Here is a 26,581-nt window from a genome sequence, read left to right as displayed (position 1 = left end):
AAGAGGCAGGACCATGGCAAACGTGCAAAGCGGGAAAATGATCGTCGGTCTGGACATCGGTACCTCCAAGGTGGTGGCACTGGTGTGCGAAGTGGCGGATGACGGTTCGCTGGATATCGTCGGGATCGGTACCCACCCCTCGCGCGGCCTGAAGAAGGGCGTGGTGGTGAACATCGAGTCCACGGTGCAGTCGATCCAGCGGGCGGTGGAAGAAGCCCAGCTGATGGCGGGCTGCCGTATCCACTCGGCGTTTGTCGGCATTGCCGGCAACCACATCCGCAGCCTCAATTCCCACGGCATCGTCGCCATCCGCGATCGCGAAGTCAGCAGCGCTGACCTGGAGCGCGTGCTGGACGCCGCCCAGGCCGTGGCCATCCCGGCTGACCAGCGGGTCTTGCACACCCTGCCGCAGGATTACTCCATCGACAACCAGGAGGGCGTGCGCGAGCCCCTGGGCATGTCCGGCGTGCGCCTGGAAGCCAAGGTCCACGTGGTCACCTGCGCCGTCAACGCCGCGCAGAACATCGAGAAGTGCGTGCGCCGCTGCGGCCTGGAAATCGACGACATCATCCTCGAGCAACTGGCCTCGGCCTACTCGGTGCTGACCGACGACGAGAAAGAGCTGGGCGTGTGCCTGGTGGACATCGGTGGCGGCACCACCGACATCGCCATCTTCACCGAAGGCGCCATCCGCCACACCGCGGTGATCCCGATCGCCGGCGACCAGGTCACCAACGACATCGCCATGGCGCTGCGTACCCCGACCCAGTACGCCGAAGAGATCAAGATCCGCTATGCCTGCGCCCTGGCCAAGCTGGCCGGCGCCGGCGAGACCATCAAGGTGCCAAGCGTGGGCGACCGTCCGCCGCGCGAACTGTCGCGCCAGGCCCTGGCCGAAGTGGTCGAGCCGCGCTACGACGAGCTGTTCACCCTGATCCAGGCCGAACTGCGCCGCAGCGGCTACGAAGACCTGATCCCCGGCGGCATCGTGCTCACCGGTGGTACGTCGAAGATGGAAGGCGCGGTCGAACTGGCCGAAGAAATTTTCCACATGCCGGTACGCCTGGGCGTACCGCATTCGGTTCGCGGGTTGGCAGATGTCGTGCGCAACCCGATTTACTCGACCGGCGTGGGCCTGCTGATGTACGGGCTGCAGAAGCAGAACGATGGCACCACCCTGACCGGCTTGAGTAACAGCAACAGCTATGGCGATGAACCCAAGGCACCTGTGCTGGAAAGATTGAAACGTTGGGTTCAAGGCAACTTCTAAGTTTCCGATTTAAAGCTTCAAAGGCAGTAGTAGGCGCTAAAACTAGAGAAAGGAGAGGGAACATGTTCGAACTTGTAGACAACATCCCGCAAAGCCCGGTAATCAAGGTTATCGGTGTGGGTGGTGGCGGCGGCAACGCGGTCAATCACATGGTCAAGAGCAACATCGAAGGCGTCGAGTTCATCTGCGCCAACACCGATGCTCAGGCCCTGAAGAACATTGGTGCGCGCACCATCCTGCAACTGGGCACCGGCGTGACCAAGGGCCTGGGCGCTGGCGCCAACCCTGAAGTGGGCCGCCAGGCGGCACTGGAAGACCGCGAGCGTATCGCCGAAGTGTTGGTGGGTACCAACATGGTCTTCATCACCACCGGCATGGGTGGCGGTACCGGTACCGGTGCTGCGCCGATCATCGCCGAAGTGGCGAAGGAGATGGGCATCCTGACCGTTGCGGTCGTGACCCGTCCGTTCCCGTTCGAAGGCCGCAAGCGCATGCAGATCGCCGACGAAGGCATCCGCGCGCTGTCGGAAAGCGTCGACTCGTTGATCACCATCCCCAACGAGAAGCTGCTGACCATCCTGGGCAAGGACGCCAGCCTGCTGTCCGCGTTCGCCAAGGCTGACGACGTGCTGGCCGGTGCCGTGCGCGGTATCTCCGACATCATCAAGCGTCCGGGCATGATCAACGTCGACTTCGCCGACGTGCGCACTGTCATGAGCGAGATGGGCATGGCCATGATGGGCACCGGCTGCGCCAGCGGTCCGAACCGTGCGCGTGAAGCGACCGAGGCGGCCATCCGCAACCCGCTGCTCGAAGACGTCAACCTGCAGGGCGCCCGCGGCATCCTGGTGAACATCACCGCAGGTCCTGACCTGTCGCTGGGTGAATACTCCGACGTGGGTAGCATCATCGAGGCGTTCGCTTCCGACCACGCCATGGTCAAGGTCGGTACCGTGATCGACCCGGACATGCGCGACGAGCTGCACGTGACCGTGGTTGCCACGGGCCTGGGCGCGAAGATCGAGAAGCCGGTGAAAATCATCGACAACACCCTGCAGGCCGCCAGCCAGCAAGCTGCCGTACAGCAGCCCGCTCGTCAGGAACTGCCGTCGGTGAACTACCGCGACCTGGACCGTCCTACCGTGATGCGCAACCAGGCACACGCAGGCGCGGCACAGGCTGCCAAACTCAACCCGCAAGACGATCTGGACTACCTGGACATCCCGGCATTCCTGCGTCGTCAGGCCGATTGATGGAATTTATCAGGGCTATGAAGGTGATTGGTGTTCAGCAAAGGCCGGGTCTGCTATTATCGCCAGCCTTTGTTGATACCAGTTCGCAATTTGCGCTGAAGCGGCCAATGCCATGATTAAACAACGCACCCTGAAGAATATTATCCGTGCCACCGGTGTCGGCCTGCACTCTGGGGAGAAGGTATACCTGACCCTCAAGCCGGCACCCGTGGATACTGGCATCGTTTTCTGTCGTGCCGACCTGGATCCAATGGTGCAGATTCCTGCGCGAGCGGAAAATGTCGGCGAGACCACGATGTCGACCACTCTGGTCAACGGCGATACCAAGGTAGACACGGTTGAGCACTTGCTCTCGGCCATGGCTGGCCTGGGCATCGATAACGCCTACGTCGAGCTCTCCGCGTCCGAAGTCCCGATCATGGATGGTAGTGCAGGACCCTTCGTATTCCTGATTCAATCTGCCGGCCTGGAAGAACAGGACGCAGCCAAGAAATTCATCCGCATCCTGCGCGAAGTGACAGTGGAAGACGGCGACAAGCGCGCCACTTTCGTGCCATTCGACGGGTTCAAGGTGAGCTTCGAGATCGATTTCGATCACCCTGTGTTCCGCAACCGCACCCAAAGTGCCAGCGTCGACTTCTCCAGCACGTCCTTCGTGAAGGAAGTCAGCCGCGCCCGTACCTTTGGTTTCATGAGTGACATCGAGTACCTGCGCAAGCACAACCTCGCACTCGGCGGCAGCGTTGAAAACGCTATCGTGGTCGACAAGGACGGCGTGCTGAACGAAGACGGTCTTCGCTACGAAGACGAATTCGTCAAGCACAAGATCCTGGACGCCATCGGTGACCTCTACCTGCTGGGCAACAGCCTGATTGGTGAGTTCCGTGGCTTCAAGTCCGGCCATGCGCTGAACAACCAGCTCCTGCGCAAGCTCATCGAGCAGAAGGATGCCTGGGAAGTGGTGACTTTCGAAGATGCCAGCACGGCACCGATCTCTTACATGCGTCCCGTGGCGGCAGTGTAAGTCGAACACTCTCTTCTCTAGATGTTGTTCTTGAGGCCACCTTCGGGTGGCCTTTTTTATGGGCCATCACCACCCACGACGCGGCCTTTGGCCGCTGCTACGGGTCTTGCGGCTTGGGCTTGCCTGCATGCGCCGCCAGGCGCTCCAGGGCGGCCTTGAGCTTGGGGTCGGTGATGCCTTCGGCGGTGGACTGAATGTTTTCCGCCGACTGCGCGGACAGGTCGATATTGCGGCCGCCGGTGCTGCGCTGCAGCGTGGGCGGCTGCACCTTGAACAGGATGCGCGTCAGGCTGGCAAACTCGGCCAAGGCCTGCAGGTCGCGCTGCAGGCGCTTCTGCTGGTAGCGCAGGCGTGTTGCCCAATGGCCATCAGTGACAATCAGTAGCAGGCAGCCTTCACGCCATGACGCCACGTAGCAGTGCGGGCGGGCAGCAGGCTGCAGCTGGCTTTCGAACAGCCGTTGCAGGTGCGACAGGCGCTGGGCCTGGCTGAACAGGGCCTTGAGGGGCTTGGCTTCGCGCAGCAAAACGCCGGGCGCCCGGGCGGGAAGGGGGCGGAAGGCCATAGGGGAAACCTGAAATTGCAGAGCCGCCATGGTAGCAGAAAGGGCCCGTTTCCCGCCGGCTGTTACATAACTTCTGCACCCCATGGGTTGAAGTTGGGAAAAAAGCCCTTATTGTAAAAAAGCCCCGTCAAAGCGCTGTGCCAGCATCGTGGAAATAACGCCACTTTCCTCCTCGCCGTTTCCGGGTAGAATGCTCGTTCGCATGCGGCCATGAGGGCTGCACGGGCGACTCACGGGGCCGCCCTCCATCCCTACGTGTGGAAGATCCTGCCGATATGTTTGCGCCTTTGTTAAAGAAACTTTTTGGAAGCAAGAACGAGCGTGAAGTCAAGCGCATGCTCAAGACGGTACAGATCGTCAATGCCTTCGAAGAGCAAATGGTGGCCCTCTCGGACGAGCAGCTGCGCGCCAAGACCGACGAGTTCAAGGCCCGCCTGGCAAAAGGCGAGACCCTCGACAAGCTTCTGCCGGAAGCCTTCGCGGTATGCCGCGAAGCGGGCAAGCGAGTCATGGGCATGCGCCACTTCGACGTCCAGCTCATTGGTGGCATGACGCTGCATGAAGGCATGATCGCCGAAATGCGCACCGGTGAGGGCAAGACTTTGGTCGCAACCCTGGCCGTGTACCTCAATGCACTGTCCGGCAAGGGCGTGCACGTGGTCACCGTGAACGACTACCTGGCCCGCCGGGACGCCAACTGGATGCGCCCGCTGTACGAATTCCTCGGCCTGACCGTGGGCGTCGTCACGCCTTTCGCGCCGCCTGAGGAAAAACGTACCGCCTACGCCGCCGACATCACCTACGGCACCAACAACGAGTTCGGTTTCGACTACCTGCGCGACAACATGGCGTTCAGCCTGGAAGAGAAATTCCAGCGCGAACTGAATTTCGCCGTGATCGACGAAGTCGACTCCATCCTCATCGACGAAGCCCGTACCCCGCTGATCATCTCCGGCCAGGCCGAGGACAGCTCCAAGCTGTACACCGAGATCAACCGCTTGATCCCGCGCCTGGAGCAGCACATCGAGGAAGTCGAAGGCCAGGTCACCAAGGCCGGTCACTTCACCATCGACGAGAAGTCCCGCCAGGTGGAGATGAACGAAGCCGGTCACCAGTTCGTCGAGGAAATGCTCACCCAGGTCGGCCTGCTCGCCGAGGGCGAGAGCCTGTATTCGGCGCACAACCTGGGCCTGCTGACCCACGTGTACGCCGGCCTGCGCGCCCACAAGCTGTTCCACCGCAACGTGGAATACATTGTCCAGGACGGCCAGATCCTGCTGGTCGACGAGCACACCGGCCGTACCATGCCCGGCCGTCGCCTGTCCGAAGGCCTGCACCAGGCCATCGAGGCCAAGGAAAACCTGAACATCCAGGCCGAGAGCCAGACCCTGGCATCGACCACGTTCCAGAACTACTTCCGCCTGTACAACAAGCTGTCCGGCATGACCGGTACCGCTGACACCGAGGCGTTCGAGTTCCACCAGATCTACAACCTGTCGGTCATGGTGATTCCGCCGAACAAGCCGCTGGCGCGCAAGGACTTCAACGACCTGGTGTACCTGACCGCGGACGAGAAGTACGCTGCCATCGTCACCGATATCAAGGAAAGCATGGCTCAGGGGCGCCCGGTGCTGGTCGGTACGGCCACCATCGAAACCTCCGAGCACATGTCCAACCTGCTCAACCAGGAAGGCATCGAGCACAAGGTGCTCAACGCCAAGTTCCACGAGAAGGAAGCCGAGATCATCGCCCAGGCCGGTCGCCCGGGTGCACTGACCATCGCCACCAACATGGCCGGTCGTGGTACCGACATCCTGCTGGGCGGCAACTGGGAAGTGGAAGTTGCCTCCCTGGAAAACCCGACCCCCGAGCAGATCGCCCAGATCAAGGCCGATTGGCAGAAGCGCCACCAGCAAGTGCTGGAATCGGGCGGCCTGCACGTGATCGCCTCCGAGCGTCACGAATCGCGCCGTATCGACAACCAGCTGCGTGGCCGTGCCGGCCGCCAGGGTGACACCGGTTCGAGCCGTTTCTACCTGTCGCTGGAAGACAGCCTGATGCGCATCTTCGCCTCCGACCGGGTGAAGAACTTCATGAAGGCCCTGGGCATGCAGTCCGGCGAGGCCATCGAGCACCGCATGGTCACCAACGCCATCGAGAAGGCCCAGCGCAAGGTAGAAGGCCGCAACTTCGACATCCGCAAGCAATTGCTGGAGTTCGACGACGTTGCCAACGAACAGCGTAAAGTCATCTACCACATGCGCAACAGCCTGCTGGCCGCGCAGAACATCGGCGACACCATCGCCGAATTCCGCCAGGAAGTCCTGGACAGCACCGTCAGCGCCCACATCCCGCCACAGTCGCTGCCCGAGCAGTGGGACGTGGCTGGCCTGGAAGCGACCCTGCTGAGCGACTTCGGCGTGAAGCTGCCGATCCAGCAGTGGCTGGACGAAGACGACCACCTGTACGAGGAAACCCTGCGCGAGAAGCTGCTGGCTGAACTGCTGGAGGCTTACAACGAGAAGGAAGAGCAGGCCAGCGCCGATGCCCTGCGTACCTTCGAGAAGCAGATCCTGCTGCGCGTGCTCGACGACCTGTGGAAAGATCACCTGCAGACCATGGATCACCTGCGTCACGGTATCCACCTGCGTGGCTACGCCCAGAAGAACCCGAAGCAGGAGTACAAGCGCGAGTCGTTCACCCTGTTCCAGGAACTGCTGGACTCGATCAAGCGCGACACCATCCGCGTGCTGTCGCACGTGCAGGTACGCCGCGAAGATCCGGCCGAGGAAGAAGCACGCCTGCGCCGCGAAGCCGAGGAACTGGCCGCGCGCATGCAGTTCGAGCACGCCGAGGCACCTGGCCTTGAAGCGCCGCAGCTGGTAGCCGAGGAGGGCGAAGACGTAGCCCTGGCCGCCGCCCCTGTGCGCAACGACCAGAAGCTGGGCCGCAACGAACTGTGCTGGTGTGGTTCGGGCAAGAAGTTCAAGCACTGTCACGGCCAGATCAACTGACGATCCGGCTCTGACCTGAAACATCCGCGCCGCGACCGGCTCCAGCCGTCGCGGCGTTTTTCCATCGTTAGCGCCGTGTGCTGGAACACGGCGTCCGTCTTTGCAGGAGTGTTCACATGGCTGTTGGTCTGGGTCCTTTGCCAACGTTGCACCCGGTCGCTGGTTTCGAGCTTGGCATCGCTTCGGCGGGCATCAAGCGCCCTGGGCGCAAGGACGTGGTGGTGATGCGCTGCGCCGAAGGTTCGAGCGTGGCTGGCGTCTTCACCCTGAATGCGTTCTGCGCCGCGCCGGTGATCATCGCCAAGCAGCGCGTGCAGGGCACCGTGCGTTACCTGCTGACCAACACCGGCAATGCCAACGCCGGCACCGGTGAGCCTGGCCTGGTGGCCGCCGAGCGCACCTGCGCCAGCCTGGCCAAGCTGGCTGGCGTCGACGCCAGCGCGGTGCTGCCGTTCTCCACCGGCGTGATCGGCGAGCCGCTGCCGGTCGAGAAGATCGAAGGCGCCCTGCAGGCTGCCCTGGACGACCTGTCCGTGGACAACTGGGCCGCTGCCGCCACCGGCATCATGACCACTGACACCCTGCCCAAGGGCGCCAGTCGCCAGTTCGTGATCGACGGCGTGACGGTCACTGTTACCGGCATTTCCAAGGGCGCGGGCATGATCCGTCCGAACATGGCCACCATGCTCGGCTACATCGCCACCGACGCCAAAGTGGCCCCGGCGGTGCTCAAGGACCTGATCCTGGACGGCGCCAACAAGTCGTTCAACCGCATCACCATCGACGGTGACACCTCCACCAACGACTGCTGCATGCTGATCGCCACCGGCCAGGCCAACCTGCCGGAAGTGACCGAGGCCCGCGGCGCGCTGTTCGACGCCCTGAAAAAGGCGGTGTTCGAGGTGTGCATGGAAGTGGCCCAGGCCATCGTCCGTGACGGCGAAGGCGCCACCAAGTTCGTCACCGTGCAGGTCAACGGCGGTGGCAACCACCAGGAATGCCTGGACGTGGGCTACGCCGTGGCGCACTCGCCGCTGATCAAGACCGCGCTGTTCGCCTCCGATCCCAACTGGGGCCGCATTCTGGCGGCAGTCGGCCGTGCCGGTGTGCCAGAGCTGGACGTGAGCAAGATCGACGTGTACCTGGGCGAAGTGTGCATCGCCAGCCGTGGCGGTCGTTCGGCCACCTACACCGAAGAGCAGGGCTCGGCGGTGATGGCGCGCGAGGAAATCACCATTCGCATCGAGCTGGGCCGTGGTGACTGCAGCGAAACCATCTGGACCACCGACCTGTCCCACGAATACGTGAAGATCAACGCCGAATACCGCACGTAACCCCGTAGCCGCTGCCGAAGGCTGCGCTGGCCCTGGAGTGCGCTGGAAATATTCAGTGTACTTGGGGGCCAGCGCAGCCTGGCGGCAGCGGCTACAGGACACTGGAGGAATCGTGAAACGCATTCATGTAGCCGCCGCGGTCATCCGTGGCGCTGACAACCGTATCCTCATTGCCCGCCGTGCCGACACCCAGCACCAGGGCGGCCTGTGGGAGTTCCCGGGTGGCAAGGTGGAAGAGGGCGAAAGCGTGCGCGCCGCCCTGGGCCGCGAGCTGGCCGAGGAACTGGGCATCACCGTGACCGCGGCGCGCCCGTTGATCAAGGTGCAGCACGACTACCCGGACAAGCAGGTGCTGCTGGACGTGTGGGAAGTGTCGGCCTTCACCGGCCAGCCCCACGGCGCTGAAGGCCAACCCCTGGCCTGGGTCACCGCCCGCGAGTTGCCCAACTACGAATTCCCCGAAGCCAACCGGCCGATCGTCAAGGCGGCGGGGCTGGCCTGCGAATACCTGATTACCCCCGGCGAGCTGGAAGGCCCCGAGCTGCTGCGTGGCATCCAGAAGGCCATCGCCAACGGCGCGCGGCTGGTGCAGCTGCGCGCGCCCAATGGCTATGACCCCAAGTACCGCGACCTCGCCGTGGACGCGGTGGGCCTGTGTGCCGGCAAGGCGCAGCTGATGCTCAAGGGCCCGCTGGAATGGCTGGGGGACTTCCCTTCGGCCGGCTGGCACCTGACCGCCGAACAGCTGCGCAAATACGCCAGCAAGGGCCGCCCGTTCCCTCGTGAGCGGCTGTTGGCAGCCTCCTGCCACAACGCCGAGGAGCTGGCGCTGGCGCAGCAGATGGGCGTCGACTTCGTCACCCTGTCGCCGGTGCAGCCGACCCAGACTCATCCCGATGCCCAACCGCTGGGCTGGGAGCAGGCGGCCGAGCTGATCGCCAGCTTCAACTACCCGGTGTTCCTGCTGGGTGGCGTAGGCCCCGCCGACAAGCAGCGCGCCTGGGACCTGGGCGCGCAAGGTGTAGCCGGGATCCGCGCCTTCTGGCCAGGGGCGTGATTTCAAACGCCGCTATCGCGTAGCCGCTGCCGTCAGGCTGCGCTGGCCCTCGGGTTCGCTGGAGATTTCCAGTGAGGCATGGGGCCAGCGCAGCCTGGCGGCAGCGGCTACGGGGGGTGGTGTTCAGGGTTTTGCGGCGGGTTGCCAGAGGATCTCGGGTACACCCTGGCGCCGGGCGATGATGCGCGCTGCCACGAACAGCAGGTCCGACAGCCGGTTGATGTAGGCCAACCCCACGCCCCCCAGCGGTTCCACCGCATTCAAATGCTGGCAGCGACGCTCGGCACTGCGCGCCAGGCTACGGCACACGTGCGCCTGGGCGATCAGCGTGGAGCCACCCGGCAGGATGAAGTTCTCCAGCGGGCCCAGTTCTTCGTTCCAGGCATCGATCACCTGCTCCAGCCGTGCCACTTCGGCAGCATCCAGCGCCTGGTACGCCGGCATCGCCAGCTCGCCACCCAGGTCGAACAAACGGTGCTGGCACGGCGCCAAGGCCTCCAGCACCTCGCCCAGGCGCGAATCCTCGGCGCAGCCGGCCAGTAGCAGGCCCAGCTGGCTGTTCAGCGTATCGACCTCGCCAATGGCCTCCACGCGGGGGTGGTCCTTGCCCACGCGGCGGCCGTCGCCCAGGCCGGTTTCGCCCTTGTCACCGGTGCGGGTGTAGATCTTCGACAGGCGAAAGCCCATGGTTCAAGTCTCCGAGGTCAACAGGGGAGTGGCGACGGTGCTGGCCGTCAGCGGCAGGCGGAGGGTGAAGCAGGTGCCCAGCCCCGGCGTCGATTGCACTTCCATCTGGCCCTTGTGGTTGTTGGTAATGATGAAATAGGAAACCGAGAGCCCCAGGCCGGTGCCCTGGCCGATTTCCTTGGTAGTGAAGAACGGCTCAAAAGTGCGCTTGCGCACCTGCTCGGGCATGCCGATGCCGTTGTCTTCCACCTGGATCTCGGCCCACGGCGGGTTTAGCCGGGTGCGCAGGGTGATGCGCCCAGGCTCGCCGCCTTCGGGGCGCTGGTGGATGGCCTGGGCGGCGTTCTTCAGCAGGTTGAGCAGCACCTGCTCCAGTTCGTTGGCGGTGCCGGGCACCGGCCCCAGGTTGGGGTCGAACTGGCGGATGATGTTCTGGCCCTTGAAGTCGAAGCCGATGGCCAGGTCGAAGTCGTTGCCGGCGATTTCCACCGCCTGGTCGATCAGCGCCGGCAGGTCGCAGGGCGCCAGCTGGCGGTTGCTGCGGCGGCTGAAGCTGAGCATGTGGGTGACGATCTTCGCCGCCCGTGCGCCGGCCTGCTGGATGCCGTCGAGCAACTGAGGGATCTCGCGGTTGAGCAGGTAGCGGTTGACCGTGGCCAGGTCGATACCGGCCTCGGCGGCGGCCTCGACGTTGCGCGGCAGGTCGGCGGACAGGCGCCGGCGCACGTTCTGCACGTTGTGCAGAATGGCACCCAGGGGGTTGTTGATCTCGTGGGCCATGCCGGCGGCCAGGCCGCCCACCGAGAGCATCTTCTCCGACTGCACCATCATCTCTTCCATGGACAGGCGCTGGCTGATGTCGTCGATACGAATCACCACCCCACGGCCGGCGCCGCCCATCAGCGGGTAGAAGGTCAGGGCGTAGTGGTGGGCGACGTCGTCCTTCACCCAGGTCACGCGCTCGATCTTGGCCACGGTGTGGCGTTCAACGGTGGTCTTGAGCTGCGGCAGGAATGGCTTCAGCGGTTCGAACGCCAGGAATATCGGCTGGTTCAGGGCCTCGTCCAGGGGCGTGCCGGAAAGCGCGCTGGCCTCCTGGTTCCACTGGGTCACGTAGAGCTGTTCGTCCAGGGCAATCAGCGCCGAGGGCATGGAGTCGATGATGCTGTTGAGGTAATTCTGGAAGCCCGTGAGTTTCTTCTCGATCTTGCTGCGCACCTGCACTTCCAGCTCGAGCTTGCGGTTGGTGTGGCGGGTTTCCTCGGCCAGGCCCTGGGCCTGGTCATAGGCGGCCTGGGAGTCGTCGCGGGCGCGCTTGAGCTGTTGTTCGCGGGCTTCGATGCGCGACAGCATGGTGTTGAACGCCTCGGCCAGGCTGCCGATCTCGTCATGGTTGCCGGGGGCGGCGCGCAGGGAGTAGTTCTCCTCGCGGGTCACTTGCCGTGACAGTTCTTCCAGGCGGTAGATGGGCTGGGTGATCAGGCGCTTGATCTGCCGGGCAATCACCAGCCACAACAGCACGCTGAACACCAGGATGCCCAGGCTGGCGGTGAGGGTGCCGGTGTAGAAGGCCATGGGCAGTTCGCTGCTGGCGATCAGCAGCAGGTGCCCCGGCGGCTTGCCGCTGCGGGGCAGGTTGACCACCTGGGTGCTGCGGAATTCGGTCTGGCGCCATTTCTCGACGTTGCGGAAGTGCTCGGGCAGCCTCAGCTGCTGGCCGTGCTGGGTTTGCGCGAGCAGCTTGCCGTCGGTGTCGTAGACCGCCGCCGCCCGCAGCGGCGAGTAGCTGTTGAGCTCTTCCAGCAACGCCTGGGCGCTCTGCGGCGAGTCCAGTGACTCGATGGCCAGGGCCGGGTTGGTGACCAGCTTGCCGATGGTCTGCAGGGCCTGGGGCGCCATGCTTTCCTGGGAGATCCAGTAGGCGGCGCTGATGAAGGTCAGGTTGGCGACCAGCAGCACGGTGGTCAGCAGGACCAGCAGGGCGGCGAGCAGTTTCTGCCCCACCGGCAGGTTTTCGAGGCGCTGGCGCAATGGCATTGACGGTTCCGTCTTCCTGGAAAGGGCGTTCAACCTTGAGTGTATCAAAGCGTCGCCGGGCTCAGACGCTGGGCAGGCCCAGTGCCTGCAGGTGTTGGACCAGGCGCGCGTGCAGTTGTTGCAGGTGCGGCAGGGCCAACTGGTGACGGGCGGCGGCCGCGCAGGCATAGCCCAGCAGGTAGCTGATCTCGGTGCGGCGGCCCTGGGCGACGTCCTGGTGCATGGAAGAGAAGTTGGCGGCGGTGGCCTGGATCACCCGCAGCACCTCGGCGTGCAGGTCGCTGGCAGCGTCGGGCTGGCCGCAGCGCTCCAGCAGTTCGGCCAGCTCGGCGCACAGGGTGGCCACCTGCGCCGGGTGCTGCTGCAGGCCGCCGTTGCGACAGTCGTGCAGCACGGTCAGCGGGTTAATGGCGCAGTTGAGGGCTAGCTTGCGCCACAGGCGGGTGAGGATGTCCGGGGTCCACTGGTGGGGGATGCCGGCGCCCACCAGGTCGTCCAGCCACACCGGCGCGGTGGGCGCGGCGGGGTCGCCCAGCCAGGTGAAGCCATGGCCGGCGAACGTCACGTGCCAGTCCCGGGAGCGGAACGCGCCCTCGGTGCTGGAGGCGAAGATGCAGCGCGCCTGGGGCACCGCCGCTGCCACCGCATCCTGGCTGCCCAGGCCGTTCTGCAGCAGGACGACCTCCGCGCCGGCCGCCAGCCGCGGTGCCAGGCGCGCCACCACGTGCTCGGCGTCATAGGCCTTGCAGGCCACCAGCAGGCGCTGGATGGGCGCCTGGCTGTCGAAGGTTTCGGCGGGCAGCGGGTACAGGTGGCTGACGTCCTGTTCCACCAGGGTCAGGCCGCCCGCCGCCTGGTAGCTGCGCAGGCGGGCGTCGTCGCGCAGTATCAGCGTCACCGGCAGGCCATGGCGGGCCAGGCGGCAAGCCCACAAGGTGCCCAGGCTGCCGGCGCCCAGTACGTGCCAGGGCGTGCTCATGCGCTGCGCACCGGCAGGCGCCTGGCGCTGACCAGGCCGCTGTCATAGGACTCGCCCAGCAGTTCGCGGGCCGCCTCGAACAGCGCTTGCGGGCTGTCGGGCAGGCTGTCGCGGTCGGCGCCGATCAGGCTGATGCCGGCCACGATTTCCACGGGGCCGGCGGCGGTCATGAAGGCCTTGAGGTTGAGCCCGTCGTGCAGGCGCTTGAAGCTGCTGGGGGCGCATTCGCTGAGGTCGGGGGGCAGGGTCAGCAGCACGAAATGCTGGTCGTCCAGGCGCCCCAGCACGTCCAGCGGCCGCACCATCTGCTGCAGGCGCCGGCCCACGCCCTGCAACAGCTCGTCGAAGCCCTCGGTGCCGTGCTCGCGTTGCAGGTCACCGGCGTTCTGCAGGCCGATCAGCAGGTAGCACAGGGCGCCACCGCGGGCCTGCACCTGGCGCAGGCTGTCGGTGAGTTTCTGCCGCAGGTAGCGGGCGTTGCCCAGGCCGGTGAGCGAGTCGACCAGGTTGCGTTGCTCCAGGCTGGCGATGTTCTGCCGCAGCAGGCTGTTTTCCTGGCGCAGGCGCTGGATGATGTTGTACAGCCGCTCGGCGGCGTGCAGGCGCGCGGGTAACTGTTGGGCCAGGGCCTGGGGGTGGATCACGTCGTCGATGCCGTGGTCGGCGGTTTCGTCCAGCAGCGGCGCGGGCGGCTGGTCGCTGACCAGCAGGACGTAGGTGTAGTGCTCGCCCATCTCGTCGAACTGCCGCACCCGCGTGGCCAGGGCCAGCCCCTGCGGCCCCTCGAGCAGCATCAGGCTTGCCGGCTGGCGCTCCTGGCGGCCCAGCGCCTCGGCGTGGGTACAGGCGGTGACGGCGTGGTAGCCGGCGTCATGCAGTTGCGCGGCGAGGACCGCGGCCCGCGCGGGATCGTCATGGACCAGCACAATGCTCAGATTCGGGTTAGGCATACGTGACTCACGGGGTTGGGGAGACGATCTGCCCTCCCATGGCTGCAACTTCGCGCATGAAGGGGCGTTGTGCACTGCTGGCAACCGTTATAATGACCCGGCATTTTAACCGTCAAGCCAGGCGTGCTCCATCTGTACCGAGCTGCGCCGTTTTTTTTGGAGAATTTTACATGCCCTCGTTCGACGTAGTGTCCGAGCTGGACAAGCACGAAGTCACCAACGCCGTGGAAAACGCGGTCAAGGAACTGGACCGCCGCTACGACCTGAAAGGCAAAGGCACCATCGAGTTCAAGGAACTGACCGTCACCCTGACCGCCGAGGCCGAATTCCAGCTGGAAGCCATGATCGAGATCCTCAAGCTGGCGCTGGTCAAGCGCAAGCTGGACGTGAAGTGCCTGGAAGTCAAGGACGCCTATGCCTCGGGCAAGGTGATGAAGCAGGAAGCCACCCTGCGTGAAGGCATCGACAAGGAGCTGGCGAAGAAAATCGTCGCTCACATCAAGGACGCCAAGCTCAAGGTCCAGGCCGCCATCCAGGGCGAGCAGGTGCGTGTCACCGGCAAGAAGCGCGACGACCTGCAGGAAGCCATCGCGGCCCTGCGCGCCAAGGAATTCGACATGCCGCTGCAGTTCAACAACTTCCGCGACTGATTGCCCGGGGGACGCCGCAGGGAACCTGAGCGGGGCTCGCGGCGTCCCACCCCCGTGGCGCGGGTGAAACGATTGCGCCGATCGGCAATAGGAGAGCCCTTATGGATGTAAACGCAGAAGTGGACCAACTCGTCCAGAAATCCCAGACCTGGATTCCGATGATCATGCAGTACAGCAGCCGCGTGCTGTTGGCGGTGGTCACCCTGGCCATCGGCTGGTGGCTGATCAACCAGCTGACCCTGCGGGTGGGCAAGCTGCTGGCCCTGCGCAACGCCGACCTGGCGCTGCAAGGCTTCATCAGCAGCCTGGCCAATATCGCCCTCAAGGTGATGCTGATCGTCAGCGTGGCATCGATGATCGGCATCGAGACCACTTCCTTCGTCGCCGCCATCGGTGCCGCCGGCCTGGCCGTGGGCCTGGCCTTGCAAGGCAGCCTGGCGAACTTCGCCGGTGGGGTGCTGATCCTGCTGTTCCGGCCGTTCCGCATTGGCGACTGGATCGAAGCCCAGGGCGTGCAGGGCACCGTGGACAACATCATGATCTTCCACACCGTGCTGCGCACCGGTGACAACAAGACCGTGATCCTGCCCAACGGCCCGCTGTCCAACGGCATCATCACCAACACCAACCGCCAGCCGACGCGCAAGATCACCTACGACATCGGCGTGGACTACGACGCGGACCTGCAGAAGGCCCGGGAAATCCTCCTGGACCTGGCCAAGGACCCGCGCGTGCTGGAATCGCCGGCACCTGAAGCGGTGATCTCGGCATTGGGCGACAGCTCGATCACCGTGTCGCTGCGCTGCTGGGTGAACACCTCGGACATGGGCGGGGTCACCAACATGATCAACGCCGAGATCCGTGACCGCCTGCGGGCGGCGAACATCGACATACCGTTCCCGCAGCGCGTGGTGCGAGTGGTGTCGGAAGCCACCCAGTAAGAACAGAAAAGCCCCTTTCCAGGGGCTTTTTCATGTGTCCGGCCATGGCATGGTGGTGCCTGGGGACGCGGCCTGCGGGCCGCTGCTACGGTTTTTCGGTTGCCACTTCTTCTTCCACTGCCTCCATGCGGTTGCCGCGGCTTTCCTGGTGCCAGTGCAGGGCAATCAGGAACAGCGTGGGCACGCCCAGCACCGCGGTGATCAGGAAGAAGTTGTGGTAGCCGAACTTCTCCACCATCACCCCCGAATAGCCGCCGATCAGGCGCGGCAACAGCAGCATGATCGAGCTCAGCAGGGCGTACTGGGTGGCCGAGAACTTCAGGTTGGTCAGGCTCGACAGGTACGCCACGAACGCCGAGGTGGCCATGCCCGAACTGAAGTTGTCCAGGGAGATGGTCACGATCAGCATCTGCAGGTTCGGGCCCATGTCGGCCAGCATCAGGAACAGCAGGTTGGTGGCCGCCGAGGCAGCGCCGCCGATGAACAGGATCGGCAGGATGCCGAAGCGCACGATCAGCAGGCCGCCGACGCCGGCGCCCAGCAGCGTCATCACCAGGCCGAAGATCTTGCTGACGCTGGCGATCTGGTCCTTGGTGAAGCCCTGGTCGATGTAGAACACGTTGGCCATCACGCCCATCACCGTGTCCGACATGCGGTAGGTGGCGATCAGCCCCAGCAGCAGCAACGCCTGCCAGCGGTAGCGGGTGACGAAGTCGCTCACCGGGGTCAACACCGGCGCCAGGCCGCGGCGGCCCATGGCCGACAGGCACAGGGCGGTGAGGGTGATGTAGAGGATGGCGCGCAGGAAGGCCCGGTCGGTCATCAGCAGGTTCACCAGGCTCTCGCCGTGGAAGATCACGCTGGCGAAGTCGGTGTTGTACAGCTGGGTGAACATGGCTGGCACGGAGATCAGCAGGACGATCAGCACGAACACCGACACCAGTTGGTGGCCGAACTTGTAGCGGCCGGCCGACAGCTGGGTGCGCAGCGGCACCGCGGGCTCGCGCATCACCAGCGTGGTGATCAGCGCCGGCACCATCAGCACGCCGAACAGCATGTAGGTACCGGCCCAGGCCTTGTGCAGGTAGGCGTAGCCCGTGGAGCCGAACGCCTCGGCGAAGAACAGCGCGCCGGCGGTGGCCAGCAGCGCGGCGATACGGTAGCCGGCCATGTAGCTGGCAGCCAGGGCGGCCTGGGTGTTGTCGTCGGCGATCTCCAGGCGGTAGGCGTCCACGGCGATATCTTGGGTGGCCGAGGCGAACGCCACCATGACCGCGATGGCGATCAGCCAGGACAGGTGTTTTTGCGGGTCGCAGAAGCTCATGCCGATCAGGCCGATGATCACCAGCGACTGGGCCAGCACCAGCCAGGAGCGGCGACGGCCCATCCGGGCCAGGAATGGCAGGCGCCATTGGTCCAGCAGGGGCGACCACACCCACTTGAAGGCATAAGCCAGGCCGATCAGGCTGGCATAGCCGATGGTCTCGCGGGCTACGCCGGCTTCACGCAGCCAGACGGAGAGGGTGGAGAACACCAGCATGTACGGCAGGCCGGCGGCGAAACCGAGCAGCAACAGGACAAGCGTCGAAGGGCTGGCATAAGCGGCGAGCGCGGCGCGCCAGGTTTTACGGGGCATGGGCTGGAATCTGCCTCAGTTTACGAAAACAAAGCGCGCACTCTAACCGTTAGGGTCCATGGGACGCCAGCCATGGCGACGGATATCCACCCGATTATTCATGAAAGTTACACCCTCGGCACGCAGCCGTGCCCGTTGCTCCTCGCCTCCCACGGTACCGGCGGCGAGACTTATCCGACCACCGGCACCTATCACTCGGTGCCAGGGTAGCTGGCTGCCTTCAGGCAGTTGGCTCAAGGTCCGCCCCACCCATCGCGCAGCCCGCCCCAGCCCAGCCATTTCGGCCAATTGGCCGTAGGTCACGACCTTGCCTTCGGGCACCTGGGACAACACCACATACAGGGCCGTGCGACGTTCCGCTGCCGGGTCAGGTGGGCTTTTGTCACCAGGTGGTTGCAAACGATTGCTGAACTCATTGGCCATTTGTCGGTCATTCCTTGCGCGGGAGCTGTCCATCCGGATGATGCCCGGCTTTCCTCAAAAACCCTCAAAACTCGAGCCCGAATCTGCTTATGCTGTCCAGAACCCTTATGTGCCTCGCCATTGCCAGCGCCTCAACCACTGCCCTTGCCGACACGGTCTGGATGAAGAACGGCGACCGCCTGACCGGCAAGATCACCGTGTTCGACGGTGGCAAACTGATGCTCGACACCCCGTATGGTGGCTCGGTCGCCCTGGATTGGAAACAGGTCAAAACCCTGGAAAGCGACCAGGAACTGCTGGTCAAGCAGGACGCCTACACCGGCCAGAAGGCCAAGGCCCTGAAGCCTTCCGACGACGGCAAGGTGACCTTGCAGAACGGCGAGGCGCCCAAGACCGTCGAGCTGGCCAGCATCCAGCAGATCATCAAGCCCAAGCCGGTGGTCGAAGACCTGGTGTGGAAGGGTAACATCGACGCGGCCCTGGACTTCAAGCGCGCCGACAGCAACACCGACGACTACAACCTGGCCTTCAAGACCAGCGCCCGCAGCGGCCGCTGGCGCCACACGGCGGACGCCGAGTACAACCGCGAGGCCACCGACGGCGTGATCGGCACCAACAACTGGAACGCCGAGTACGCGCTGGACCGCTTCATCACCGACAAGTGGTACTGGCAGGGCCGCGTCAACGTCAAGCGCGACTTCGTCGAGGACCTGTCCAAGCAACGCACCGTGGGTACCGGCCCGGGCTACCAGTTCTGGGATGACGAACTGGGCGCGTTCTCGCTGGGTTCGTTGCTCAACCACAGCACTTACGAATACTCCGACGGCGCCAAGTCCGACTTCTACTCGGTGGGCGTGAAGTGGGCCTACAACCGCTTCCTGATCGGCAAGACCGTGGAGTTCTTCACCAACGGCGAAGTGGGCAAGCCGCTCAGTGGCGTGGCCGACTACAGCCTGGATTCGGAAGTGGGGCTGCGCTACAAGGTCACGCAGTGGGCGTCGCTGAACCTCAAGTACGAGAAGGACCTGGTGACCGGTTCCAGCAACGCCGACCTCAACACCAGCCGCTACACCGCAGGCTTCGGCGTGGCCTGGTAAGCGGCGCCGTCCTCATCGCGACCAAGGTCGGCTCCTACCACGATTTGCGTAGGAGCCGACCTTGGTCGCGATGAGGACGACGCGGTACAGGTGACAACCCGCCTGCCAGTGTTTACCTTTGGGCTTTCCTTTATTACACCAAGGAGCCCAAGGTGAGCGCCAAAGCCCTGCGTCAGGCCCGTGAACTGCTGCTCAAGGAATACCGCGGCGTGCTGTCGACCCTGTCCAAGTCCATGCCCGGCTTCCCGTTCGGGTCGGTGGTGCCGTACTGCCTGGACGCGGCCGGCAACCCGCTGATCCTCATCAGCCGCATCGCCCAGCACACCCACAACCTGCTGCAGGACCCCAAGTGCTCGCTGTTGGTGGGCGAGCGCGGCGCCGAGGATGTGCAGGCCGTCGGCCGGCTGACGGTGATGGCCCAGGCGCGCAAGCTGGAGGACGAAGCTGCCATCGAGGCCGCGGCCCAGCGTTACTACCGCTACTTCCCGGATTCGGCCAACTACCACCGCGCTCATGATTTCGATTTCTGGGTGCTGGAGCCGGTGCGCCACCGCTACATCGGCGGTTTCGGCGCCATTCACTGGCTGGACCAGGTCACCCTGGCCAACCCTTTCGTCGGCCAGGCCGAGACCGGCATGGTTGAGCACATGAACGCCGACCACGCCAAGGCCATCGCCCACTACGTGGAGCTGGCCGGGTTGCCGGCGGACGTGCCGGCGCAACTGGCCGGCGTGGATAGCGAGGGCATGCACCTGCGCATCGGCCAGGCGTTGTACTGGCTGGCGTTTGAAAAGCCTTGTAACACTCCTTTGGAGGTCCGCCAGGCCTTGGTTTCACTGGCCCACGCCGAGGTCTGGCCGACGACTGGGCAGGTCGAGGCTTGAATTCACGAAACATCGACGTCATCTAAGGTTTACTGGAAGTCGTTCTTCCGCAGAGGAAACCTTGATGCGTGTCTTTTTACTGTTGTTCCTGCTCTTCCCGGTGCTGGAGCTTTTCGTCTTCTTCAAGGTCAGCGTGGCGATCGGGTTCTTCCCGGCGCTGGCGCTGATCATTGCCGGCTCTGCCATTGGCGTGCTGGTGGTGCGCGTGGCCGGGTTGGCCACCGCCCTGAATGCCCGTGCCAGCCTGCAACGCGGCGAACTGCCGGCCGAACAGGTGTTCCAGGGGCTGATGCTGGCCATCGGCGGCGGCCTGCTGCTGTTGCCAGGTTTCATCAGCGACGTGCTGGGCCTGCTGTGCCTGCTGCCGTTCACCCGCAAGCTGATTGCCGGCAAGCTGCAAGCCAAGGCCCGCGAGCAGGCGTCGCGCCAGCGCTCGTTTGCCGAGGAGATGCATGGCCGGACCTATGAAGGCCATGCGCGGCCGGCGGCTAATCACGCGGTGGGGCGTGAGCCCAATGTGATTGAGGGTGAGTTCGAGAAGCGCGATTAAGCTGCACCACTGAAACAAAAACGGCCCTTCGGGGCCGTTTTTGTTGGCTGTTGATCTGCTTTTGATCTGCTTTTGATCTGCTTTTGATCTGGCTTTTGATCTGGCTGTTGATGTGCTTTTGATCTGGCTTTTGATCTTGATTGTATGCCCCGTAAAGCGCCCGGGCCGACTGGAGGCGTCGATCAACGGGCTGCCCGAAGGGCCGAGGCCGCAGGCCGAAGAGACGGTAACCCGCAGGCTTCTATAGCGGGTGCCGTCTGCCCGTTGATCGACGCCGGAAGGAGGGGACCCGTAGCGAAGCGTAGGGCCCAAGCAGGGGCAAGCCTTTTTTGCTTACTTTTTGTGGCGTTTGACAAAAAGTGAGTCGGCGTAAGGCCGAAAAGGTGATTCTGCATCACCCTTGGTAATGGATATGTTTATGGCTTTCGAATCTCGCTTCTGACGTTGCTGGACATATCCATTTTCGCGGTGCGACCACCGACCGTTTCGGCCTTACGCCGAGTAACTTTTTGGCAGTCGCCCGGTGTGCCGGCCCAGCCAAAAAATCACCAAAAAGGGCTCGCCCCTGCTTGGGCCCTCCGCTGCGCTACGGGTCCCCTCCCTCCGGCGTCGCCCAGGCGGCAAAACGGCCCCCGCTAACAGAGCGGGCGGGCTGCCGTTTCCTTCGGCTGCGCCGAAGGGCCCTGCGGGCTGTCGCCTGGTCAACGCCTCCAGTCGGCCCTGGCGCTTAACGGGGCCAAGATCAAGAGCCAGATCAAAAGCCAGATCAAAAGCCAGATCAAAAGCAACATCAAAAGCCAAAGCCAAAGCCAAAGCCAAAGCCGTAGGCGGTTGGTGCTTGGGAGGGGGGTGTGCTGTAAAAATTTTTATCCCCCACCCTTGTAATCGTAACCGGCGACCTCATGTATGGGTCACCGCAAGGTTTCTGGCTTTGCCAGACATTATTCCGCGTCTCGCGCAGCGAGCCGCGACCGGCCCCGCCGGATGAACCACAACGCCGGTACAGACACCGGCCGCTGAAAACCATAATTAGGAGAGATCGACAATGAAGCTTCGTCCTCTGCATGACCGCGTCGTTATCCGTCGCAGCGAAGAAGAAAAGAAAACCGCTGGCGGTATCGTTCTGCCAGGTTCGGCTGCCGAGAAAGCCAACAATGGTGAAGTCATCGCGGTCGGTACCGGCCGAGTGCTGGACAACGGTGAAGTGCGTGCACTGTCCGTGAAAGTGGGCGACAAGGTCGTGTTTGGCCCTTACTCCGGCAGCAACACCGTGAAAGTAGACGGCGAAGACCTGCTGGTAATGAGCGAGAACGAAATCCTCGCCGTTATCGAAGGCTGATAACCCCGCTGCTCTCCCTTTACTACCCAGTATTCAAGGAAATCGATCATGGCTGCTAAAGAAGTTAAATTCGGCGACTCCGCCCGCAAGAAAATGCTGACCGGCGTAAACGTCCTGGCTGACGCGGTAAAAGCGACCCTGGGCCCGAAAGGCCGTAACGTGATCATCGAGAAGAGCTTCGGCGCTCCGACCATCACCAAGGACGGCGTTTCCGTAGCCAAGGAAATCGAGCTGAAAGATCGCTTCGAAAACATGGGCGCGCAGCTGGTCAAAGACGTTGCCTCCCGTGCCAACGACGACGCCGGTGACGGCACCACCACCGCTACCGTACTGGCTCAGTCGATCGTCAACGAAGGCCTGAAAGCCGTCGCTGCCGGCATGAACCCGATGGACCTGAAGCGCGGTATCGACAAGGCGACCATCGCCATCGTCAAAGAGCTGAAAGGCCTGTCCAAGCCATGCGCTGATTCGAAAGCCATCGCCCAGGTCGGCACCATCTCGGCCAACTCCGACTCCTCGATCGGCGACATCATTGCCGAAGCCATGGAAAAAGTCGGTAAAGAAGGCGTGATCACCGTTGAAGAAGGCTCGGGCCTGGAAAACGAACTGTCGGTCGTAGAAGGCATGCAGTTCGACCGCGGCTACCTGTCCCCTTACTTCGTCAACAAGCCAGACACCATGGTCGCCGAGCTGGACGGCCCGCTGATCCTGCTGGTAGACAAGAAGATCTCCAACATCCGCGAAATGCTGCCAGTGCTGGAAGCCGTTGCCAAAGCCGGTCGCCCACTGCTGATCGTGGCTGAAGACGTCGAAGGCGAAGCCCTGGCGACTCTGGTTGTGAACAACATGCGTGGCATCGTCAAGGTTGCAGCCGTCAAAGCTCCAGGCTTCGGCGACCGTCGCAAGGCCATGCTGCAGGACATCGCCGTACTGACCGGCGGTACCGTTATCTCCGAAGAGATCGGCCTGAGCCTGGAAAGCACTACCCTGGAGCACCTGGGTAACGCCAAGCGCGTCGTGCTGTCGAAAGAAAACACCACCATCATCGACGGTGCTGGCGTCGAGGCTGACATCCAGGCTCGCGTTACCCAGATCCGTCAGCAAGTGGCCGACACTTCGTCCGACTACGACCGTGAAAAACTGCAAGAGCGCCTGGCCAAGCTGTCCGGCGGCGTTGCAGTGATCAAGGTTGGCGCTGGCTCCGAAGTTGAAATGAAAGAGAAGAAAGCCCGCGTTGAAGACGCCCTGCACGCTACCCGTGCAGCTGTCGAAGAAGGCGTGGTACCTGGCGGTGGCGTGGCCCTGGTTCGCTCGCTGCAAGCCATCGCTGGCCTGAAAGGCGACAACGCCGATCAGGACGTCGGTATCGCTCTGCTGCGTCGTGCTGTTGAAGCGCCGCTGCGCCAGATCGTTGCCAACTCCGGTGACGAGCCAAGCGTGGTTGTCGACAAGGTCAAGCAAGGCGAAGGTAACTTCGGTTACAACGCTGCCACTGGCGAATACGGCGACATGATCCAGATGGGTATCCTGGACCCAGCCAAAGTGACCCGTTCGGCACTGCAGGCTGCTTCCTCGATCGCCAGCCTGATGATCACCACCGAAGCCATGATCGCCGAGATCAAGGAAGACGCTCCTGCAGCTGGCGGCATGCCAGACATGGGCGGCATGGGTGGCATGGGCGGCATGATGTAAGCCAGCCTTACCCGCTTTAAAAAGAACCCCGCCTTGCGCGGGGTTTTTTTATGCCCGCGGGCGCCACCACTGGCCCTCGGGGGCCTAACGCCGTAAGCTGCCTGCGCCCAAGGGCAAACACACTGGATGGAGAACCTGCCCATGCGAATTCTATTGGTTGAAGACAACCGCGACATCCTGGCCAATCTCGCGGATTACCTGGGCCTGAAGGGCTACACCGTCGACTGTGCCCAGGACGGGCTGTCGGGGTTGCACCTGGCGGCCACCGAGCATTACGACCTGATCGTGCTCGACATCATGTTGCCCGGCATCGACGGCTACACCCTGTGCAAGCGCCTGCGCGAAGACGCGCGCCGGGAAACCCCGGTGATCATGCTCACCGCCCGCGACCAGCTGGACGACCGCCTGCAGGGCTTCCGCTCCGGTGCGGACGACTACCTGGTCAAGCCGTTCGCGCTGTCGGAGCTGGCCGCGCGCATCGAAGCGGTGCTGCGCCGCGCCCAGGGCGGCGGTCGTCGCAGCCTGCAGGTGGGCGACCTGAGCTACGACCTGGATACCCTCGAGGTCTCGCGCCAGGGCCGCACCCTGAAGCTCAACCCGGTTGGCCTGAAACTGCTGGCGGTGCTGATGCAGAAGAGCCCCCACGTGCTGCGCCGCGAAGTGCTGGAAGAAGCGCTGTGGGGCGATGACTGCCCGGACAGCGACAGCCTGCGCAGCCACGTGCACCAGTTGCGCCAGGTGATCGACAAGCCGTTCGACAAACCGCTGCTGCAAACGGTACATGGCGTGGGTTACCGCCTGGCCGAGGGCAAAGATGGAGTTTAAGCAAAGCCTCGCGCAACGGATCATCATCGCCTTTGCGTTGATGAGCGCGTTGGTGGCCGGCGCCTTTGCCGTGGGCATCGTGGCCACGGTGCACCTGGTCGAGGAAAAGCTGATTTCGGCGGGGCTGGGCGGCGACCTGCAACGCCTGCTGCTGATGGACAACGTCAGCGACTGGAACCATCGGCCCGAGCCCGACCAGCTGTTCTACTACAGCAGCGGCCGCGGTGACTATGCCTTGCCCAAGGACCTGCGCCACCTGAGCGCCGGTTTCCATGAAGTGTTCCGCGGCGACCTGTCGTACCACGCCATGGTCGAAATCGTCGATGGCCGCCGGTATGTGCTGCTGCAGGACCAGAGCGATTTCGAAGAGCGCGAGCGCGTGCTGTTCGCCGTGGTGGTGGTGGGCTTCGTGCTCAGCCTGGCCCTGGCGGTGTTCCTCGGCTGGGTGCTGGCGCGGCGGGTGATGGCCCCCGTGGTGCGCCTGGCCCGGCAAGTGCGCCACCGTGACCAACTGTTGGGTCTGGCCCCGCCGCTGGCCCCCGACTACGCGGCAGACGAGGTGGGTGAGCTGGCCGTGGCGTTCGACGCTACCCTGGGCCGCCTGCGCGATGCCTTGAGCCGCGAGCGCCTGTTCACCAGCGACGTCAGCCACGAACTGCGCACGCCGTTGATGGTGCTGGCCACCTCCTGCGAACTGCTGCTGGAAAACCCTGCGCTGGATGGCCGCGCCCGCGCCCAGGTAGAGCGCATCGCACGCGCCTGCGAGGAAATGCGCGAGCTGGTGCAGACCTTCCTGATGCTGGCCCGGGCCCAGCGCAACGACTCGGAGATGAGCGCGCAGCTGACCCTCGACCAGGTGGCCGATAACCTGCTGGGCTTGTGGCGTGGCCCCATCGAGCACAAGGGCCTGACCCTGGAAGTGGCGCGTACCGAACTGCCCGACACCCGTTACAACGCCACCTTCATGCTCGCGGTAATGGGCAACCTGCTGCGCAACGCCCTGCACTACACCGACGCAGGCTTCATTCGCCTGACCCTTGAGCCGGGCGGCTTCAAGGTCGAGGACAGCGGCATCGGCATTCCCGAGGAGAAGCGCCTGGCGGTGTTCCAGCCGTTCGTGCGCGCCACCGAGAAGCGCGGCGAAGGCCTGGGCCTGGGCCTGTCGTTGGTACAACGAATCTGCGATGACCAGGGCTGGGAAGTCGACCTTACCCCCCGCGAGCCCCACGGCTGCTGCTTCCAGGTCAGCCTGAACCGGCCGGATTAACTGCCGGGTAGCACTAAAGGCCCTATGCCAGTATTGTTCCTGTGTAAAACCCCGGCTCGCTTACTGAGGTTTTCTACACATTTTTCACGACCGCCTGACTAAGGTGATCGCGATTTGTATGCGGTGTGGCGTGTTCACATCCTAGCCAAGGAGTACCGGTGATGGCCGTCGACTACGCGACCCCAAACCCTTCAGCGCCCGACACGCGCTTTGATTATTTCTGGAACCAGCAGGGCGAATGGGTGGAAGAGCCCAACGTGCGCCGCGGCGGCGAAAGCGGCGTGCAGCGCCTGCATTCCGCCAATGGCCAACTGCTGTATGCCAAGCGTCAGGTAGGGCACACCTACCGCAGCCTGCGCCACCCCATGGGGCGGCCGACGGTGCTGCGCGAGCGCGATGCCTTGCAGAGCCTGGCCTCCCTTGGTGTAGGCGTGCCGAAACTGGTGTTCTGCGGTGCCCAGCGTGACACCCAGGGCCAGTGGCGTGCACTGCTGGTCACCGAGGCCCTGGATGGGTTCCAGGAAATCGACCAGTGGTATGAAAGCCATGACCGCGCGCACTACGGTGAAGCGCTGCATGAAGCCATACTCAAGCAACTGGCCGACACCCTGGCGCGCATGCACAAGGGCCGTTGGCAGCACAGTTGCCTTTATGCAAAACACATTTTCCTGCGGGTAGTGGGCGAGGGCGCAGCAGCGCGACCGGAGATCGCCACCCTGGACCTGGAGAAGTGCCGCCAGCGGTTCAGCGCCCAGAGCGCGGCCCGTCATGACCTCAAGCAACTGCGCCGCCACTCGTCGTTCAGCGACGCAGACTGGAGCAAATTGCTCTATTTTTACAAGACGGCGTTTGGCAGCCCGATCAAAGGTTTAGAGTCATGAAACTAGAAATTGCTCGAGGTTTGTTTTTGCTCGCTGCCCTGGCGGTCAGCACTGCTGCGATTGCAGCCCTGGATCAACCTCGGCCGGGTGTGCTGAGTGTTGAAACGGGCGCGGGGGCTTGCCCCCTGCCTCGAGCGGCCAAATCCCAGGTGGCGGTGCGGCCGGACCAGGACCTGCTCCTGTTCGTGTTCGGCATGGCCCAGGGACGCAAGGGCTGAGGTTGCCA

At 63.8% G+C, this 26,581-nt stretch carries 24 protein-coding genes; 17 read left to right on the top strand and 7 right to left on the bottom strand.

What is annotated here, in order from left to right:
* Nucleotides 1-13 precede the first annotated feature (13 nt).
* The 3 genes from ftsA (at nucleotide 14) to lpxC (ending at nucleotide 3,547) form a co-directional block, all read left to right on the top strand.
* Nucleotides 14-1,270 carry a cell division protein FtsA gene (gene ftsA, locus AC0J42_RS25830; RefSeq protein WP_008365410.1) on the top strand — a complete coding sequence of 419 codons (1,257 nt, stop codon included), beginning with the start codon at nucleotides 14-16 and terminating at the stop codon, nucleotides 1,268-1,270.
* A gap of 62 nt (nucleotides 1,271-1,332) precedes the next feature.
* Nucleotides 1,333-2,523, top strand: a complete 1,191-nt coding sequence (gene ftsZ / locus AC0J42_RS25825) for a cell division protein FtsZ (protein WP_416426822.1) — start codon at nucleotides 1,333-1,335, stop codon at nucleotides 2,521-2,523.
* Nucleotides 2,524-2,635: 112 nt separating this feature from the next.
* On the top strand, nucleotides 2,636-3,547 hold the full coding sequence (gene lpxC, locus AC0J42_RS25820; RefSeq protein WP_008365412.1) for a UDP-3-O-acyl-N-acetylglucosamine deacetylase: 912 nt from the start codon (nucleotides 2,636-2,638) through the stop codon (nucleotides 3,545-3,547).
* Nucleotides 3,548-3,644: 97 nt separating this feature from the next.
* Here the strand turns inward: lpxC and AC0J42_RS25815 are convergent, their stop codons facing one another.
* Nucleotides 3,645-4,112, bottom strand: a complete 468-nt coding sequence (locus AC0J42_RS25815; RefSeq protein WP_473004434.1) for a DUF721 domain-containing protein — start codon at nucleotides 4,110-4,112, stop codon at nucleotides 3,645-3,647.
* A gap of 275 nt (nucleotides 4,113-4,387) precedes the next feature.
* On the opposite strand from AC0J42_RS25815, the gene secA reads away from it, so the two are divergent.
* The 3 genes from secA to AC0J42_RS25800 all read left to right on the top strand — a co-directional run bounded on the left by secA (nucleotide 4,388) and on the right by AC0J42_RS25800 (nucleotide 9,517).
* Nucleotides 4,388-7,126 (top strand): preprotein translocase subunit SecA, encoded by a 2,739-nt coding sequence (gene secA / locus AC0J42_RS25810; RefSeq protein ID WP_473004432.1) that lies wholly within the window; start codon nucleotides 4,388-4,390, stop codon nucleotides 7,124-7,126.
* A gap of 116 nt (nucleotides 7,127-7,242) precedes the next feature.
* Nucleotides 7,243-8,460 (top strand): bifunctional glutamate N-acetyltransferase/amino-acid acetyltransferase ArgJ, encoded by a 1,218-nt coding sequence (gene argJ / locus AC0J42_RS25805; RefSeq protein ID WP_416426816.1) that lies wholly within the window; start codon nucleotides 7,243-7,245, stop codon nucleotides 8,458-8,460.
* A gap of 112 nt (nucleotides 8,461-8,572) precedes the next feature.
* Entirely contained in the window at nucleotides 8,573-9,517 is a 945-nt protein-coding gene (locus tag AC0J42_RS25800) for a Nudix family hydrolase (RefSeq protein ID WP_473004431.1), read from the top strand.
* Nucleotides 9,518-9,640: 123 nt separating this feature from the next.
* On the opposite strand, the gene AC0J42_RS25795 is transcribed toward AC0J42_RS25800, so the two are convergent.
* From AC0J42_RS25795 to AC0J42_RS25780, 4 genes are all read right to left on the bottom strand, one after another.
* Nucleotides 9,641-10,204 carry a cob(I)yrinic acid a,c-diamide adenosyltransferase gene (locus AC0J42_RS25795; protein ID WP_473004430.1) on the bottom strand — a complete coding sequence of 188 codons (564 nt, stop codon included), beginning with the start codon at nucleotides 10,202-10,204 and terminating at the stop codon, nucleotides 9,641-9,643.
* Nucleotides 10,205-10,207: 3 nt separating this feature from the next.
* Nucleotides 10,208-12,241: a sensor histidine kinase gene (locus tag AC0J42_RS25790; protein ID WP_416426812.1), complete on the bottom strand. Its 2,034-nt coding sequence runs from the start codon at nucleotides 12,239-12,241 to the stop codon at nucleotides 10,208-10,210.
* A 61-nt stretch (nucleotides 12,242-12,302) separates the two neighbouring features.
* A complete protein-coding gene (locus AC0J42_RS25785; RefSeq protein ID WP_473004429.1) occupies nucleotides 12,303-13,220 on the bottom strand; it encodes a putative 2-dehydropantoate 2-reductase in 918 nt (305 codons plus the stop codon).
* Nucleotides 13,217-14,170: a diguanylate cyclase domain-containing protein gene (locus AC0J42_RS25780; protein WP_473004428.1), complete on the bottom strand. Its 954-nt coding sequence runs from the start codon at nucleotides 14,168-14,170 to the stop codon at nucleotides 13,217-13,219. Before AC0J42_RS25780 ends, AC0J42_RS25785 begins: the two co-directional genes overlap by 4 nt.
* A gap of 170 nt (nucleotides 14,171-14,340) precedes the next feature.
* On the opposite strand from AC0J42_RS25780, the gene AC0J42_RS25775 reads away from it, so the two are divergent.
* Nucleotides 14,341-14,820: a YajQ family cyclic di-GMP-binding protein gene (locus tag AC0J42_RS25775; RefSeq protein WP_027976882.1), complete on the top strand. Its 480-nt coding sequence runs from the start codon at nucleotides 14,341-14,343 to the stop codon at nucleotides 14,818-14,820.
* Nucleotides 14,821-14,921: 101 nt separating this feature from the next.
* Complete coding sequence (locus AC0J42_RS25770; RefSeq protein WP_416426807.1) at nucleotides 14,922-15,761, top strand: mechanosensitive ion channel family protein; 840 nt, start codon at nucleotides 14,922-14,924, stop codon at nucleotides 15,759-15,761.
* Between the two features lie 85 nt (nucleotides 15,762-15,846).
* On the opposite strand, the gene AC0J42_RS25765 is transcribed toward AC0J42_RS25770, so the two are convergent.
* Together AC0J42_RS25765 and AC0J42_RS25760 are read right to left on the bottom strand one after the other, a co-directional pair.
* Nucleotides 15,847-17,397, bottom strand: coding sequence for an AmpG family muropeptide MFS transporter (locus AC0J42_RS25765; protein ID WP_416426805.1), 1,551 nt, complete (start codon nucleotides 17,395-17,397; stop codon nucleotides 15,847-15,849).
* A gap of 42 nt (nucleotides 17,398-17,439) precedes the next feature.
* Nucleotides 17,440-17,820 (bottom strand): MGMT family protein, encoded by a 381-nt coding sequence (locus AC0J42_RS25760; RefSeq protein WP_473004427.1) that lies wholly within the window; start codon nucleotides 17,818-17,820, stop codon nucleotides 17,440-17,442.
* A gap of 89 nt (nucleotides 17,821-17,909) precedes the next feature.
* On the opposite strand from AC0J42_RS25760, the gene AC0J42_RS25755 reads away from it, so the two are divergent.
* The 9 genes from AC0J42_RS25755 to AC0J42_RS25715 all read left to right on the top strand — a co-directional run bounded on the left by AC0J42_RS25755 (nucleotide 17,910) and on the right by AC0J42_RS25715 (nucleotide 26,573).
* Complete coding sequence (locus AC0J42_RS25755; protein WP_416426802.1) at nucleotides 17,910-18,917, top strand: DUF481 domain-containing protein; 1,008 nt, start codon at nucleotides 17,910-17,912, stop codon at nucleotides 18,915-18,917.
* Nucleotides 18,918-19,069: 152 nt separating this feature from the next.
* Complete coding sequence (locus AC0J42_RS25750) at nucleotides 19,070-19,801, top strand: HugZ family pyridoxamine 5'-phosphate oxidase (protein WP_416426801.1); 732 nt, start codon at nucleotides 19,070-19,072, stop codon at nucleotides 19,799-19,801.
* Nucleotides 19,802-19,865: 64 nt separating this feature from the next.
* Nucleotides 19,866-20,351, top strand: a complete 486-nt coding sequence (locus tag AC0J42_RS25745) for an FxsA family protein (protein ID WP_416426800.1) — start codon at nucleotides 19,866-19,868, stop codon at nucleotides 20,349-20,351.
* A gap of 1,045 nt (nucleotides 20,352-21,396) precedes the next feature.
* Entirely contained in the window at nucleotides 21,397-21,690 is a 294-nt protein-coding gene (locus AC0J42_RS25740) for a co-chaperone GroES (protein WP_027976889.1), read from the top strand.
* Nucleotides 21,691-21,738: 48 nt separating this feature from the next.
* Nucleotides 21,739-23,382, top strand: coding sequence for a chaperonin GroEL (gene groL, locus AC0J42_RS25735; protein WP_158155614.1), 1,644 nt, complete (start codon nucleotides 21,739-21,741; stop codon nucleotides 23,380-23,382).
* A gap of 141 nt (nucleotides 23,383-23,523) precedes the next feature.
* Nucleotides 23,524-24,207: a two-component system response regulator ColR gene (gene colR, locus AC0J42_RS25730; RefSeq protein ID WP_416426798.1), complete on the top strand. Its 684-nt coding sequence runs from the start codon at nucleotides 23,524-23,526 to the stop codon at nucleotides 24,205-24,207.
* On the top strand, nucleotides 24,197-25,474 hold the full coding sequence (locus AC0J42_RS25725) for a sensor histidine kinase (RefSeq protein WP_416426796.1): 1,278 nt from the start codon (nucleotides 24,197-24,199) through the stop codon (nucleotides 25,472-25,474). Before colR ends, AC0J42_RS25725 begins: the two co-directional genes overlap by 11 nt.
* 161 nt (nucleotides 25,475-25,635) lie before the next feature.
* A complete protein-coding gene (locus tag AC0J42_RS25720) occupies nucleotides 25,636-26,355 on the top strand; it encodes a lipopolysaccharide kinase InaA family protein (protein ID WP_473004426.1) in 720 nt (239 codons plus the stop codon).
* On the top strand, nucleotides 26,352-26,573 hold the full coding sequence (locus tag AC0J42_RS25715) for a hypothetical protein (RefSeq protein WP_416426794.1): 222 nt from the start codon (nucleotides 26,352-26,354) through the stop codon (nucleotides 26,571-26,573). Before AC0J42_RS25720 ends, AC0J42_RS25715 begins: the two co-directional genes overlap by 4 nt.
* Nucleotides 26,574-26,581: the final 8 nt, after the last annotated feature.

The sequence above is a fragment of the Pseudomonas sp. Tav-5-1A genome (assembly GCF_055755055.1).
This window is presented reverse-complemented; position numbering and strand designations above follow the sequence as displayed.

What these genes read in the sequence shown, in the direction of transcription:
- ftsA (WP_008365410.1), top strand. Translation starts at nt 14, where the DNA reads ATGGCAAACGTGCAAAGCGGGAAAATGATCGTCGGTCTGGACATCGGT.
- ftsZ (WP_416426822.1), top strand. Translation starts at nt 1,333, where the DNA reads ATGTTCGAACTTGTAGACAACATCCCGCAAAGCCCGGTAATCAAGGTT.
- lpxC (WP_008365412.1), top strand. Translation starts at nt 2,636, where the DNA reads ATGATTAAACAACGCACCCTGAAGAATATTATCCGTGCCACCGGTGTC.
- AC0J42_RS25815 (WP_473004434.1), bottom strand. Translation starts at nt 4,112, where the DNA reads ATGGCCTTCCGCCCCCTTCCCGCCCGGGCGCCCGGCGTTTTGCTGCGC.
- secA (WP_473004432.1), top strand. Translation starts at nt 4,388, where the DNA reads ATGTTTGCGCCTTTGTTAAAGAAACTTTTTGGAAGCAAGAACGAGCGT.
- argJ (WP_416426816.1), top strand. Translation starts at nt 7,243, where the DNA reads ATGGCTGTTGGTCTGGGTCCTTTGCCAACGTTGCACCCGGTCGCTGGT.
- AC0J42_RS25795 (WP_473004430.1), bottom strand. Translation starts at nt 10,204, where the DNA reads ATGGGCTTTCGCCTGTCGAAGATCTACACCCGCACCGGTGACAAGGGC.
- AC0J42_RS25790 (WP_416426812.1), bottom strand. Translation starts at nt 12,241, where the DNA reads ATGCCATTGCGCCAGCGCCTCGAAAACCTGCCGGTGGGGCAGAAACTG.
- AC0J42_RS25785 (WP_473004429.1), bottom strand. Translation starts at nt 13,220, where the DNA reads ATGAGCACGCCCTGGCACGTACTGGGCGCCGGCAGCCTGGGCACCTTG.
- AC0J42_RS25780 (WP_473004428.1), bottom strand. Translation starts at nt 14,170, where the DNA reads ATGCCTAACCCGAATCTGAGCATTGTGCTGGTCCATGACGATCCCGCG.
- AC0J42_RS25775 (WP_027976882.1), top strand. Translation starts at nt 14,341, where the DNA reads ATGCCCTCGTTCGACGTAGTGTCCGAGCTGGACAAGCACGAAGTCACC.
- AC0J42_RS25770 (WP_416426807.1), top strand. Translation starts at nt 14,922, where the DNA reads ATGGATGTAAACGCAGAAGTGGACCAACTCGTCCAGAAATCCCAGACC.
- AC0J42_RS25765 (WP_416426805.1), bottom strand. Translation starts at nt 17,397, where the DNA reads ATGCCCCGTAAAACCTGGCGCGCCGCGCTCGCCGCTTATGCCAGCCCT.
- AC0J42_RS25760 (WP_473004427.1), bottom strand. Translation starts at nt 17,820, where the DNA reads ATGGCCAATGAGTTCAGCAATCGTTTGCAACCACCTGGTGACAAAAGC.
- AC0J42_RS25755 (WP_416426802.1), top strand. Translation starts at nt 17,910, where the DNA reads ATGCTGTCCAGAACCCTTATGTGCCTCGCCATTGCCAGCGCCTCAACC.
- AC0J42_RS25745 (WP_416426800.1), top strand. Translation starts at nt 19,866, where the DNA reads ATGCGTGTCTTTTTACTGTTGTTCCTGCTCTTCCCGGTGCTGGAGCTT.
- AC0J42_RS25740 (WP_027976889.1), top strand. Translation starts at nt 21,397, where the DNA reads ATGAAGCTTCGTCCTCTGCATGACCGCGTCGTTATCCGTCGCAGCGAA.
- groL (WP_158155614.1), top strand. Translation starts at nt 21,739, where the DNA reads ATGGCTGCTAAAGAAGTTAAATTCGGCGACTCCGCCCGCAAGAAAATG.
- colR (WP_416426798.1), top strand. Translation starts at nt 23,524, where the DNA reads ATGCGAATTCTATTGGTTGAAGACAACCGCGACATCCTGGCCAATCTC.
- AC0J42_RS25725 (WP_416426796.1), top strand. Translation starts at nt 24,197, where the DNA reads ATGGAGTTTAAGCAAAGCCTCGCGCAACGGATCATCATCGCCTTTGCG.
- AC0J42_RS25720 (WP_473004426.1), top strand. Translation starts at nt 25,636, where the DNA reads ATGGCCGTCGACTACGCGACCCCAAACCCTTCAGCGCCCGACACGCGC.
- AC0J42_RS25715 (WP_416426794.1), top strand. Translation starts at nt 26,352, where the DNA reads ATGAAACTAGAAATTGCTCGAGGTTTGTTTTTGCTCGCTGCCCTGGCG.